This is a genomic window from Streptomyces racemochromogenes, assembly GCF_039535215.1.
Lineage (GTDB): Bacteria > Actinomycetota > Actinomycetes > Streptomycetales > Streptomycetaceae > Streptomyces > Streptomyces racemochromogenes.
In genome coordinates this window covers 2,873,515-2,885,766 of record NZ_BAAAWT010000001.1, presented here as the reverse complement: position 1 = coordinate 2,885,766, position 12,252 = coordinate 2,873,515, and the positions used below count along the sequence as shown (strand labels likewise).

Below are 12,252 nucleotides of genomic sequence, written 5' to 3'. Positions count from 1 at the left end.
GAGGTGGCCGCATGACCGTCACCACGTCCGCCGGCCCTTCCGCCGGAGAGCCGGCCCCTCCGCCGGAGAACACCGTTTCGCTGACCATCGACGGCATCGAACTGTCCGTGCCCAAGGGAACCCTGGTCATCCGCGCCGCCGAGCAGCTCGGCATCGAGATCCCCCGGTTCTGCGACCACCCCCTCCTCGACCCGGCCGGCGCCTGCCGGCAGTGCATCGTCGAGGTGGAGGGCCAGCGCAAGCCGATGGCCTCCTGCACCATCACCTGCACCGACGGCATGGTCGTCAAGACCCAGCTGACCTCGCAGGCCGCCGACAAGGCCCAGCGCGGGGTGATGGAGCTGCTGCTCATCAACCACCCGCTGGACTGCCCCGTCTGCGACAAGGGCGGCGAATGCCCCCTGCAGAACCAGGCGATGTCCCACGGCAACGCCGAATCCCGCTTCGAGGGCAGGAAGCGGACCTACGAGAAGCCGGTCCCGATCTCCACCCAGGTGCTCCTGGACCGCGAGCGGTGCGTGCTGTGCGCGCGCTGCACCCGCTTCTCCAACCAGGTGGCCGGCGACCCGATGATCGAGCTCGTCGAGCGCGGCGCGCTCCAGCAGGTCGGCACCGGCGAGGGCGACCCGTTCGAGTCGTACTTCTCCGGCAACACCATCCAGATCTGTCCCGTCGGCGCCCTCACCTCGGCCGCCTACCGGTTCCGATCCCGCCCCTTCGACCTCGTCTCCTCCCCGAGCGTGTGCGAGCACTGCGCGGGCGGCTGCGCGACCCGCACCGACCACCGGCGCGGCAAGGTGCTGCGCCGCCTGGCCGCCGAGGACCCCGAGGTCAACGAGGAGTGGATCTGCGACAAGGGCCGCTTCGCGTTCCGGTACGCGCAGCGCCCCGACCGGCTGACCACCCCGCTGGTGCGCGGCGCGGACGGGGTCCTGGCCCCGGCGAGCTGGCCCGAGGCGCTGGAGGCCGCGGCCGCCGGGCTCACCGCGGCCCGCGGCCGGGCCGGCGTCCTGACCGGCGGCCGGCTGACCGTCGAGGACGCGTACGCGTACGCCAAGTTCGCCCGGGTCGTGCTCGACACCAACGACATCGACTTCCGGGCCCGGGTGCACAGCGCGGAGGAGACCGAGTTCCTGGCCGCCGCCGTCGCCGGCACCGGCAAGGACCTCGACGGCACGGGCGTCACGTACGCCTCCCTGGAGGCGGCCCCCACCGTGCTCCTCGTCGGCATCGAGGCGGAGGAGGAGGCCCCCGGGGTCTTCCTGCGGCTGCGCAAGGCCCACCGCAAGCACAAGCAGCGGACCTTCGCCCTCGCCCCCTTCGCCACCCGCGGCCTCACCAAGGCGGGCGGCACCCTGCTGGCCGCCGCCCCCGGTACCGAGCCCGAGTGGCTCGACGCCCTCGCCACCCGCACCGGCCTGGAGGCCGGCGGCTCCGAGGCCGCCGAGGCGGTCCGCGAGCCCGGCGCGGTCATCGTCGTCGGGGAGCGCCTCGCCGGCGTGCCCGGCGCGCTGACCGCCGCCGTGCGCACCGCCACCGCCACCGGCGCCCGGCTGGTGTGGATCCCGCGCCGGGCCGGGGAGCGGGCCGCCGTCGAGGCCGGCGCGCTGCCGTCCCTGCTGCCGGGCGGCCGCCCCGCGACCGACCCCCGGGCCCGCCAGGAGGTCGCCGCCGCCTGGGGGCTGGAGGAACTCCCGCACCGCTACGGCCGCGACACGGGGCAGATCGTCGAGGCCGCCGCCACCCGGGAGCTGTCGGCCCTGCTGGTCGCGGGCGTCGAGGTCACCGACCTGCCCGACCCGGAGCGCGCCCGCACCGCGCTGAAGGAGGCCTTCGTGGTCTCCCTGGAGCTGCGGCCCGGCGAGGTCACCGACCACGCCGACGTGGTGCTGCCGGTCGCCGCCGTCGCCGAGAAGGCCGGCACGTTCATCAACTGGGAGGGCCGGGTCCGCCCGTTCGAGGCGGCCCTCAAGCCCGACCAGATGACCCGCCGCCTGGCCCCCGCCGACGCCCGCGTCCTGCACATGCTGGCCGACGCCGCCGACCGGCCCCTCGCCCTGCCCGACGTGCACGCCGTACGGCGGGAACTGGAGCGGCTCGGCCCCTGGGAGGGGGAGCTCGCCCCCGAGCGGTCCACCGCCCCCGAGCCGCTGCCCCGCCCCGGCGCCGGCGAGGCGGTCCTGGCCGGCCACCGGCTGCTGCTGGACCTCGGCCGGCTCCAGGAGGGCGACGACGCCCTCGCCGGGACCCGGCACGAGGCCAGTGCCCGGCTCTCCGCCGCCACCGCCGCCGAGACCGGCGTCAAGGACGGTGACGCCCTCGCCGTCACCGGACCGGCCGGCACGGTGGAACTCCCGCTGCGGATCACCGAGATGCCCGACCGGGTCGTGTGGCTCCCGCTGAACTCCACCGGCTCCGGCGTCCTCGCCGACACCGGCGCCCGCCCCGGAACCCTCGTACGGATCGGCCCGGCCGGGACCGGCCCCGCGGCCGGAGCGGAGGTACGACCGTGACCTACCTCGCCCAGCTCGCGGCACAGCCGCAGCACCTCCTGGCCGCCGAGGACCTGACCCTGTTCGGCAGGGACGTCTGGTGGCTCGTCCTGCTCAAGGCGGTGTTCTGCTTCGCCTTCCTGATGGTGACGGTGCTCTTCTCCATCGTGTGGGAGCGCAAGGTCGTCGCCTGGATGCAGCTGCGCATCGGCCCCAACCGGCACGGCCCCTGGGGCATGCTCCAGTCGCTCGCCGACGGCGTGAAGCTGATGCTGAAGGAGGACCTCGTCGTCAAGCGCGCCGACAAGGTCGTCTACATCCTGGCGCCGATCATCGCGGCGATCCCGGCGTTCATGGCCATCGCGGTGATCCCCTTCGGCCCCTCGGGCAACGAGGTGTCCATCTTCGGGCAGCGCACCACGATGCAGCTGACCGACCTGCCGATCGCGATGCTGTACGTCCTCGCGGTCGCCTCGGTCGGCATCTACGGCATCGTCCTCGCCGGCTGGTCCTCGGGCTCCACGTACCCGCTGCTCGGCGGCCTGCGGTCCTGCGCGCAGATGATCTCGTACGAGATCGCGATGGGCGCCGCGTTCGCGTCGGTGTTCCTCTACTCCGGGTCGATGTCGACCTCGGCGATCGTGGAGGCGCAGGCGGACCGCTGGTACATCGTGCTGCTGCCGGTGTCCTTCATCATCTACGTCGTCACGATGGTCGGCGAGACGAACCGCGCCCCCTTCGACATGCCGGAGTCCGAGGGCGACCTCGTCGGCGGCTTCAACACCGAGTACTCCTCCATCAAGTTCGCGCTGTTCATGCTGGCCGAGTACGTCAACATGGTCACCGTCTCGGCGGTCTCGGTCACCCTGTTCCTGGGCGGCTGGCGGGCCCCGGCGCCTATCTCCACGTACTGGGAGGGCGCGAACCACGGCTGGTGGCCGATGCTCTGGTTCGTCGTCAAGGTGCAGCTGCTGCTGTTCTTCTTCATCTGGCTGCGCGGCACCCTCCCGCGCGTGCGCTACGACCAGCTGATGAAGCTCGGCTGGAAGGTGCTGATCCCGGTCTCCGTGGTCTGGCTGATGCTGGTCGCCACCGTCCGGGCGCTGCGCAACGAGCGCTACGACTTCAGCGAGATCGTCCTCTACGTCGGGGGCGCGGTCATCGCGATCCTGCTGATCTCCTCCGTCGCGGACCACTTCAGGGACCGGCGGGAGAAGACGGCCGCGGCCGCGGCCGGGAAGGCCGCCGCGGCCGAGCCCTTCGACCCGATGGCGGGCGGTTTCCCCGTACCGCCCAAGCCCGGCCAGCACCTGGCACCCGTACCGCGCCGACGTCCCCGCGGAGAGCGGGAGCTGATTGTCAGTGGCGGGACGAATACTGACAGTGACCGAGAGGAGGGTGCTGACCATGCCTGACGCGGAGAGCGAGAAGTGGCAGAACCCGGTGGCCGGCTTCGGCGTGACCTTCAAGGCCATGTTCAAGAAGCGGCTCACCGAGCAGTACCCGGAGCAGCAGAAGACCACCGCTCCGCGCTTCCACGGGAGGCACCAGCTCAACCGCCACCCCGACGGTCTGGAGAAGTGCATCGGGTGCGAGCTGTGCGCCTGGGCCTGTCCCGCCGACGCGATCTACGTGGAGGGCGCGGACAACACCGAGGAGGAGCGCTACTCCCCGGGCGAGCGGTACGGGCGGGTCTACCAGATCAACTACGCCCGCTGCATCCTGTGCGGGCTGTGCATCGAGGCGTGCCCGACCCGCGCGCTGACGATGACGAACGAGTTCGAACTGGCCGACTCCAGCCGCGAGTCCCTGATCTACACCAAGGAGCAGCTCCTCGCCGGGCTGACCGAGGGCATGGTCGAGGCCCCGCACTCGGTCTTCCCGGGCACGGACGAGCAGGACTACTACCGCGGTCTGGTGACGGGCGCGGCGCCGGGCACGGTCCGGCAGGTGGCCCTCTCCAAGGGCGAGACGGCCGAGGGTTCGGCGGCGGAGGCCGGCAAGGCCGAGGAGGTCGGGGCATGAGCGCCATCGCCGCGGCCGCCTCCGCGACCTCCACCGGCGAGGCCGTGCAGTTCTGGGTGCTGGGCACGGTCGCCGTCATCGGCGCGCTGTGCACGATCCTGATGAAGAAGGCCGTGCACAGTGCCCTGTGCCTCGCCGGGACGATGATCATCCTGGCCGTCTTCTACCTCGCCAACGGGGCGTACTTCCTGGGCGTGGTCCAGGTCGTCGTCTACACCGGCGCCATCATGATGCTGTTCCTCTTCGTGGTCATGCTCGTCGGCGTCACGGCGGCGGACTCGCTGAAGGAGACCATCAAGGGTCAGCGCTGGCTGGCCTCCCTGTGCGGGCTCGGCTTCGGCATCCTGCTGGTCGCCGGCATCGGCAACGCGGGCCTCACCCACTTCAACGGACTCGGCAAGGTCAACTCCGCCGGGCACGTCGAGGGCCTCGCCGAACTGATCTTCACCCGCTACATCTTCGCCTTCGAGATCACCGGCGCCCTGCTGATCACGGCGGCCGTCGGCGCGATGGTGCTCACCCACCGCGAGCGCACCGAGCGGGCCGCCACGCAGCGCGAGCTCGCCGAGAAGCGCGTACGCGAGGGCGTGCAGCTCCCGCCGCTGCCGGCCCCCGGCGTCTACGCCCGGCACAACGCCGTGGACGTCGCCGGCCTGCTCCCGGACGGCACCCCGTCCGAGCTGACCGTCAGCAAGACGCTGCGCGCCCGCGGCCAGATCCGCGACGTGTCCGGCCAGGCCCTGGAGGACCTCAAGGCGCTGGAGCAGGCCTCCGCGGAGCGCCTCGGCCGAGAGGAGGCCTCGAAGTGAATCCGGTCAACTACCTGTACCTGGCCGCCCTGCTGTTCACCATCGGCGCGGCCGGCGTGCTCATCCGGAAGAACGCGATCGTCCTGTTCATGTGCGTGGAGCTGATGCTCAACGCCTGCAACCTGGCCTTCGTGACCTTCTCCCGGATGCACGGCAACCTCGACGGCCAGATCATCGCGTTCTTCACGATGGTAGTGGCCGCCGCGGAGGTCGTGGTGGGCCTCGCGATCATCGTGTCGCTGTTCCGTACCCGCCACTCGGCCTCGGTCGACGACGCCAGCCTGATGAAGCTGTAAGGGGCGTTCACAGTGGAGAATCTGATTGCGCTGCTCGTGGCGGCGCCCCTGCTCGGAGCGGCGGTGCTGCTGTGCGGCGGCCGGCGCCTCGACAAGGCCGGCCACTGGATCGGCACCCTGCTCGCGGCCGTCTCCTTCGGCATCGGCGTCGTCCTCTTCGCGGACATGCTGGGCCGCGGGGCCGAGGACCGGGCCCTGCACCAGCGGCTGTTCAGCTGGGTGCCCGTGGAGGGCTTCCAGGCGGACATCGCCTTCCAGCTGGACCAGCTGTCGATGACCTTCGTCCTGCTGATCTCCGGGGTGGGCACGCTCATCCACGTGTACTCGATCGGGTACATGGAGCACGACGAGCGCCGCCGCCGCTTCTTCGGCTACCTCAACCTGTTCGTCGCGGCGATGCTGCTGCTCGTCCTCGCCGACAACTACCTGCTGCTGTACTTCGGCTGGGAGGGCGTCGGCCTCGCCTCGTACCTCCTGATCGGCTTCTGGCAGCACAAGCCCAGCGCGGCCACCGCCGCCAAGAAGGCCTTCCTGGTCAACCGGGTCGGCGACATCGGCCTGTCGATCGCGATCATGCTGATGTTCACCACCTTCGGGACCTTCGCCTTCGGGCCGGTGCTGGCCTCCGTCGGCGAGACGGGCGAGGGCACGCTGACGGCGATCGGCTTGATGCTGCTGCTCGCCGCCTGCGGCAAGTCGGCGCAGGTGCCGCTGCAGTCCTGGCTCGGTGACGCGATGGAGGGCCCGACCCCGGTCTCGGCCCTGATCCACGCCGCCACCATGGTCACCGCCGGCGTCTACCTGATCGTCCGCTCCGGGGCGATCTTCAACGGGGCGCCCGACGCCCAGCTCGTCACCACGGTCGTCGGCGCGGTCACGCTCCTGTTCGGTGCGATCGTCGGTTGCGCCAAGGACGACATCAAGAAGGCCCTCGCCGGCTCGACGATGTCGCAGATCGGATACATGATCCTGGCCGCCGGGCTCGGCCCGATCGGCTACGTCTTCGCGATCATGCACCTGGTCACGCACGGCTTCTTCAAGGCCGGCCTCTTCCTCGGCGCCGGATCGGTCATGCACGGCATGAACGACGAGGTCGACATGCGCAAGTACGGCGCCCTGCGCACGTACATGCCGGTCACCTTCGTCACCTTCGGCCTCGGTTACCTCGCGATCATCGGCTTCCCCGGCCTGTCCGGCTTCTTCTCCAAGGACATGATCATCGAGGCGGCCTTCGCCAAGGGCGGCACCCAGGGCTGGATCCTCGGCGGGGTCGCCCTGCTGGGCGCCGGCATCACCGCCTTCTACATGACCCGGGTCATGCTCCTCACCTTCTTCGGAGAGAAGCGCTGGCAGCCCGCCCCCGACGCCGACCAGGCGCCGAGCGCCGAACCGGCCGCCGAGCACCAGGCCGGCCGGATGCCGCACCCGCACGAGTCCCCGAAGTCCATGACCATCCCGATGATCGTCCTGGCGTTCGGCTCCGTCTTCGCCGGCGGGTTCTTCGAGATCGGCGAGCGCTTCCTGAACTGGCTGGAGCCCGTCACCGGCTACGAGCACGGCCACTCGCCGGTCAGCGCCATGGCCGTCACCGCCTCCACCATGGCCGTCCTCGTCGTCGGCGTCGCCATCGCCTGGTCGATGTACGGCCGCCGGCCCGTCCCCGTCGTCGCCCCCCGCGGCTCGTTCCTCACCCGCGCGGCCCGCCGGGACCTGTACCAGGACGACTTCAACCACGTGGTCCTCGTCCGCGGCGGCGAGCACCTGACCCGCTCCCTCGTCTACCTCGACCACAGCGTCGTCGACGGAGTGGTCAACGGCACGGCCGCCTCGGTCGGCGGGCTCTCCGGCCGGCTGCGCAGGCTGCAGAACGGCTACGCCCGCAGCTACGCGGTGTCGATGTTCGGGGGCACGGCGATCCTGATCGCCGCGACCCTGCTGATGAGGGCGGTGTGAGATGAGTTTCCCGCTTCTGACGCTGACGGCCGCGGTCCCCGCGGCCGGCGCGATCCTCACGGCGGCCGTCCCGGCCGCCCGCCGGACCGTCGCCAAATGGCTCGCCCTGCTGTTCTCCCTCGCGACGCTGGCCCTGGCCGTCCTGGTCGCGGTCCGCTTCGACCCCGGCGGCGACCGCTACCAGCTCACCGAGTCCCACGCCTGGATCGCCGACTTCGGCGTCCGCTACGAACTGGGCGTCGACGGCATCGGGGTGGCCCTGATCGCCCTCACCGCGCTGCTGATCCCCTTCGTCATCGTCGCCGGCTGGCACGACGCCGACCCGCTGGAGACGAACTCTTCCCGCTGGCGGCCCACCCAGGGCTTCTTCGCCCTGATCCTGCTGGTCGAGGCGATGGTGGTGATCTCCTTCGAGGCCACCGACGTCTTCCTCTTCTACGTCTTCTTCGAAGCCATGCTCATCCCGATGTACTTCCTCATCGGCGGCTTCGGAGACCGCGCCCACGCAGGCACCGACGAGAACGCCACCGCGCAGCGCTCGTACGCGGCGGTCAAGTTCCTCCTCTACAACCTCGTCGGCGGCCTCATCATGCTGGCCGCCGTCATCGGGCTGTACGTCGTCGCCGGGAACTTCTCCCTCCAGGAGATCACCGCGGCCCGCGCCGCGGGCACCCTCGACATGGCGACCAACACCGAGCGGCTGCTCTTCCTCGGCTTCTTCTTCGCCTTCGCCGTGAAGGCCCCGCTCTGGCCGCTGCACACCTGGCTGCCCAACGCGATGGGCGAGTCCACCGCGCCCGTCGCCGTGCTCATCACCGCGATCGTCGACAAGGTCGGCACCTTCGCGATGCTCCGCTTCTGCCTCGGGCTCTTCCCCGAGGCCAGCAAGTGGGCCACCCCGGTCATCCTCGTCCTGGCCCTGATCAGCATCGTCTACGGCGCGCTGCTCGCCGTCGGCCAGCGCGACATCAAGAGGCTGATCGCCTACGCCTCCATCTCGCACTTCGGCTTCATCGTCCTGGGCATCTTCGCGATGACCTCCCAGGGCCAGTCCGGAGCCACCCTCTACATGGTCAACCACGGGATCTCCACGGCGGCGCTGATGCTCGTCGCCGGATTCCTGATCTCCCGGCGCGGCTCCCGGCTCATCGCCGACTACGGCGGCGTGCAGAAGGTGGCCCCGGTCCTCGCCGGCACCTTCCTCATCGGCGGCCTCGCCACCCTGTCCCTGCCCGGCCTCGCCCCCTTCGTCAGCGAGTTCCTCGTCCTCGTCGGCACCTTCGCCCGCTACCCGGTCGTCGGGATCATCGCCACCGTCGGGATCGTCCTCGCCGCGCTGTACACGCTGGTGCTCTACCAGCGCACCATGACCGGCCCCGTGAAGGAGGAGGTCCGCGCCATGCCGGACCTGCGCGCGCGGGAACTGCTGGTGGTCGCCCCGCTGATCGCGCTGCTGATCGGACTGGGCGTCTACCCGAAGGTGCTCACCGACATCGTCAACCCGGCGGTGGAGCACACCATGTCGGACGTGAAGCAGACGGACCCGAAGCCCGAGGTCTCCGTCCAGAACGTGGAGGCGGCCAAGTGATCGCTGCCCAGAGCCTGCTGACCCTGGCGGCCGAAGGACCGGCCGACCGGATCCCGGCCCCGCACATCGAGTACGCACAGCTCGCGCCCACGCTGATCGTGGTGGGCGCGGCCGTCCTCGGAGTCCTCGTCGAGGCCTTCGTCCCCCGCAAGTCCCGCTACGCCGTCCAGGTGTTCCTCGCCGTCGCCGCGCTGGCCGCCGCCTTCGCGGCGGTCGTCGCCCTCGCCGCCGGCGGCTACGCCGGCACCAAGGCGCACGTCGCGGCCATGGGCGCCATCGCCGTCGACGGCCCGGCGCTCTTCCTCCAGGGCACCATCCTGCTGGCCTCCGTCGTGGCGGTGCTCACCTTCGCCGAGCGCCGCCTCGACCCGCAGGCGCACGGCAAGCGGGTGGACTCCTTCGCCGCCCAGGCCGCCTCGGTACCGGGCAGCGACAGCGAGAAGGCCGCCGTCAAGGCCGGCTTCACCACCACCGAGGTGTTCCCGCTGGCCCTGTTCGCGGTCTCCGGCATGCTGATCTTCCCGGCCGCCGACGACCTGCTGACGCTGTTCATCGCGCTGGAGGTCTTCTCCCTCCCGCTGTACCTGCTCTGCGCCCTCGCCCGCCGCCAGCGGCTGATGTCGCAGGAGGCCGCGGTCAAGTACTTCCTGCTCGGCGCCTTCTCCTCGGCCTTCCTCCTCTTCGGCATCGCCCTGCTCTACGGCTACGCGGGCTCGGTCTCCTACGCCGTGATCGCCGACGTCGTCGACGGCACCGTCGCCCGGATCGACCCGGCGCTCGCCGCCACCATGGGCAACGACGCGCTGCTGCTCATCGGCGGCGCGCTGATCCTGATGGGCCTGCTGTTCAAGGTCGGCGCGGTCCCCTTCCACATGTGGACCCCGGACGTCTACCAGGGCGCCCCGACCCCCGTCACCGGCTTCATGGCGGCGGCGACCAAGGTGGCCGCGTTCGGCGCGCTGCTGCGGCTGCTGTACGTGGTGCTGCCCGGCCTGCGGTGGGACTGGCGGCCGGTGATGTGGGGCGTCGCGATCGTCACGATGCTCGCGGGCGCGGTGATCGCGGTGACCCAGACCGACGTGAAGCGGCTGCTCGCGTACTCGTCCATCGCGCACGCCGGGTTCATCCTGGCCGGTGTGATCGCCACCTCGCAGGAGGGCGTGAAGTCCGTCCTCTTCTACCTGGGCGCCTACTCCTTCGTGACGATCGGCGCGTTCGCGGTGGTCACCCTGGTGCGGGACGCGGGCGGCGAGGCGACGCACCTGTCGAAGTGGGCCGGTCTGGGGCGGCGTTCGCCGCTGACCGCGGCCGTCTTCGCGGTGTTCCTGCTGGCCTTCGCGGGCATCCCGCTGACCTCCGGCTTCGCCGGGAAGTTCGCGGTGTTCAAGGCGGCGGCGGAGGGCGGCGCCGGGGCGCTGGTCGTCGTGGGTGTGATCTCGTCGGCGATCGCCGCGTTCTTCTACATCCGGGTCATCGTGCTGATGTTCTTCAGCGAGCCGAAGGCCGACGGCCCGACGGTGGCCGTGCCGTCGCCGCTGACGATGACCACCATCGCGGTGGGCGTGGCCGTCACCCTGGTCCTCGGTCTGGCCCCGCAGTACTTCCTGGACCTGGCGGGACAGGCCAGCACCTTCGTGCGCTGATCCGGTCCCGGCTCCGCGGACGGAAGGGCCCGGCCCCCTCGGGGGGCCGGGCCCTTCGCCGTGCCGGCCAGCGGCTGCGCCGCCTAGTGGCCGTGCGCGTGGGCCGGGGTCTTCGTCGGGGGGCACTTCAGCGCGGGGTTCCAGTTGTGGAAGCGGCCCGCCGGGTTGTCGGCGTACCCCCACATGTGGAGGTCGTAGTGCTTGGGCATGCCCGCCCAGTGGCCGGGCATCGGGCCGTCGAACGGCAGCCCGAACATGGTGGGCCGGTCGTCGGTGGTCTTCAGGTCCTGGTCCCGGTCGGCGGACATCCACTCCACCGTCTGGAGCTTGCGCCGGCCCTTGCTGTCCTTGTGGGTGCTGTAGAGGAGCGCGGTGGGTCTGGCGGGGTCGGTCGAACCCCAGTTGGACTCCTTGACGTAGTGGTAGCCCATGGTGCCCACCCCGAACGGGTTGGTCATGCACTCCTGGCCGTGCGGGACGTAGCCGTCCTTGAGGGCCTCCCGCTCGTCCACGTACCGGGCGGTCGCCGCCATCGCCGTGGCCATGTCGCGCATCGCCTTCGCGTTGCGGGGGTCGGGGGCGGGGCCGTCGACCGCCTGCGCCGCCGGGGGCAGGGCGGCCAGGACCAGGGACGCGCCGGCGACGGCACAGGCGAGCAGGGCCTTAGGGCTGCGGTGGACGGACATGGGAGCTCCTGGTGGTTCGGGGCCTGTCCCGGAGGGGCTTTCGTTCGTCCACCTTCGCGGCGGGGCCGCGGGCGTGCACGCGGCGGGATGCCAAACGGGGGGTCAGGAGGGGGGTCAGGAGCGGGCGGCGGCCGGGGGAGCGGCGGGTACGGCGGGTACGGCGGGGCGCGGGCGGGTGGTGCCGGGACGGCAGACGACCTTCGGGTTGAACGGCTCGAACCGCCCGGAAGGGTTCCGCTTCCACAGCCACAGGTGCAGCGAGTAGTGCACCTTCTGGCCCGCGTACCGGGCGGGCAGCGGGCCGCGGAAGGGCTGCCCGAACAGGGAGGGGCGGTCGTCGTCGGTGTCCGTGCGGCCGTCGCGGTCCACGACCATCCATTCGAGGCCGGCCAGCTTCCAGTGCCCCGCGCCGTCGCCCTCGTAGAGCAGGGCCGTGGGCTTCCTGGGGTCGGTGGAGCCGTCGTAGGCGTGGTTGAAGTGCGGGTAGCCGAGGGCACCCCCGCCTTCACCGGGGTTGACCACGCAGTACTGGTCGGGGACGTAGCCGGCGGCGACGCCCAGCCGGTGGTCGCGGTACTTCGCGGTCGCCATGAAGGTCGCCGTGAGCTGCGCGGTGGGCGTGGCCGTCGGGGTGGCGGGGGCCGCGCCGAGCGTGAGGGAGGCGGTGGCCGCGAGGGCCAGGGGTGCGAGCTTTGCGGTACGAGGGGCCATGCGAGCAGGGTCACCTCGGCCCCGGAGCCCCGCCACCCGGGCGGGGCGG

The 12,252-nt window shown here is 71.4% G+C and carries 10 protein-coding genes; 8 read left to right on the top strand and 2 right to left on the bottom strand.

The annotated features are described in order from the left end of the window. The first annotated feature begins 11 nt into the window (after positions 1-11). From ABD973_RS13165 to nuoN, 8 genes are read left to right on the top strand one after another with little or no spacing between them, the layout of a single operon-like run. The gene (locus tag ABD973_RS13165; protein ID WP_125822082.1) at positions 12-2,513 is read left to right on the top strand and encodes an NADH-quinone oxidoreductase subunit G; all 2,502 of its coding nucleotides are present in this window, start codon (positions 12-14) and stop codon (positions 2,511-2,513) included. Beyond that, on the top strand, positions 2,510-3,907 hold the full coding sequence (gene nuoH / locus ABD973_RS13160; RefSeq protein WP_345500151.1) for an NADH-quinone oxidoreductase subunit NuoH: 1,398 nt from the start codon (positions 2,510-2,512) through the stop codon (positions 3,905-3,907). Before ABD973_RS13165 ends, nuoH begins: the two co-directional genes overlap by 4 nt. Next, positions 3,900-4,517: an NADH-quinone oxidoreductase subunit NuoI gene (gene nuoI, locus ABD973_RS13155; RefSeq protein WP_345500150.1), complete on the top strand. Its 618-nt coding sequence runs from the start codon at positions 3,900-3,902 to the stop codon at positions 4,515-4,517. Before nuoH ends, nuoI begins: the two co-directional genes overlap by 8 nt. Further along, the gene (locus tag ABD973_RS13150; RefSeq protein WP_125822085.1) at positions 4,514-5,326 is read left to right on the top strand and encodes an NADH-quinone oxidoreductase subunit J; all 813 of its coding nucleotides are present in this window, start codon (positions 4,514-4,516) and stop codon (positions 5,324-5,326) included. The genes nuoI and ABD973_RS13150 overlap by 4 nt, the downstream gene beginning before the upstream one ends. Next, on the top strand, positions 5,323-5,622 hold the full coding sequence (gene nuoK / locus ABD973_RS13145; protein ID WP_007265827.1) for an NADH-quinone oxidoreductase subunit NuoK: 300 nt from the start codon (positions 5,323-5,325) through the stop codon (positions 5,620-5,622). Before ABD973_RS13150 ends, nuoK begins: the two co-directional genes overlap by 4 nt. A 12-nt stretch (positions 5,623-5,634) precedes the next feature. Then, positions 5,635-7,575 carry an NADH-quinone oxidoreductase subunit L gene (nuoL, locus tag ABD973_RS13140; RefSeq protein ID WP_345500149.1) on the top strand — a complete coding sequence of 647 codons (1,941 nt, stop codon included), beginning with the start codon at positions 5,635-5,637 and terminating at the stop codon, positions 7,573-7,575. Between the two features lies 1 nt (position 7,576). Next, positions 7,577-9,163 (top strand): NADH-quinone oxidoreductase subunit M, encoded by a 1,587-nt coding sequence (locus tag ABD973_RS13135; RefSeq protein ID WP_125822087.1) that lies wholly within the window; start codon positions 7,577-7,579, stop codon positions 9,161-9,163. Beyond that, positions 9,160-10,806 (top strand): NADH-quinone oxidoreductase subunit NuoN, encoded by a 1,647-nt coding sequence (gene nuoN, locus ABD973_RS13130; RefSeq protein ID WP_125595313.1) that lies wholly within the window; start codon positions 9,160-9,162, stop codon positions 10,804-10,806. Before ABD973_RS13135 ends, nuoN begins: the two co-directional genes overlap by 4 nt. Positions 10,807-10,889: 83 nt before the next feature. On the opposite strand, the gene ABD973_RS13125 is transcribed toward nuoN, so the two are convergent. Then, positions 10,890-11,492 (bottom strand): hypothetical protein, encoded by a 603-nt coding sequence (locus tag ABD973_RS13125; protein ID WP_345500148.1) that lies wholly within the window; start codon positions 11,490-11,492, stop codon positions 10,890-10,892. Between the two features lie 114 nt (positions 11,493-11,606). Then, positions 11,607-12,203, bottom strand: coding sequence for a hypothetical protein (locus tag ABD973_RS13120; protein WP_345500147.1), 597 nt, complete (start codon positions 12,201-12,203; stop codon positions 11,607-11,609). Positions 12,204-12,252: the final 49 nt, after the last annotated feature.

Excerpts from the sequence above, each read along its gene's own strand:
- ABD973_RS13165 (WP_125822082.1), top strand. The coding sequence starts at position 12 with ATGACCGTCACCACGTCCGCCGGCCCTTCCGCCGGAGAGCCGGCCCCT.
- nuoI (WP_345500150.1), top strand. The coding sequence starts at position 3,900 with ATGCCTGACGCGGAGAGCGAGAAGTGGCAGAACCCGGTGGCCGGCTTC.
- ABD973_RS13150 (WP_125822085.1), top strand. The coding sequence starts at position 4,514 with ATGAGCGCCATCGCCGCGGCCGCCTCCGCGACCTCCACCGGCGAGGCC.
- ABD973_RS13135 (WP_125822087.1), top strand. The coding sequence starts at position 7,577 with ATGAGTTTCCCGCTTCTGACGCTGACGGCCGCGGTCCCCGCGGCCGGC.
- ABD973_RS13125 (WP_345500148.1), bottom strand. The coding sequence starts at position 11,492 with ATGTCCGTCCACCGCAGCCCTAAGGCCCTGCTCGCCTGTGCCGTCGCC.
- ABD973_RS13120 (WP_345500147.1), bottom strand. The coding sequence starts at position 12,203 with ATGGCCCCTCGTACCGCAAAGCTCGCACCCCTGGCCCTCGCGGCCACC.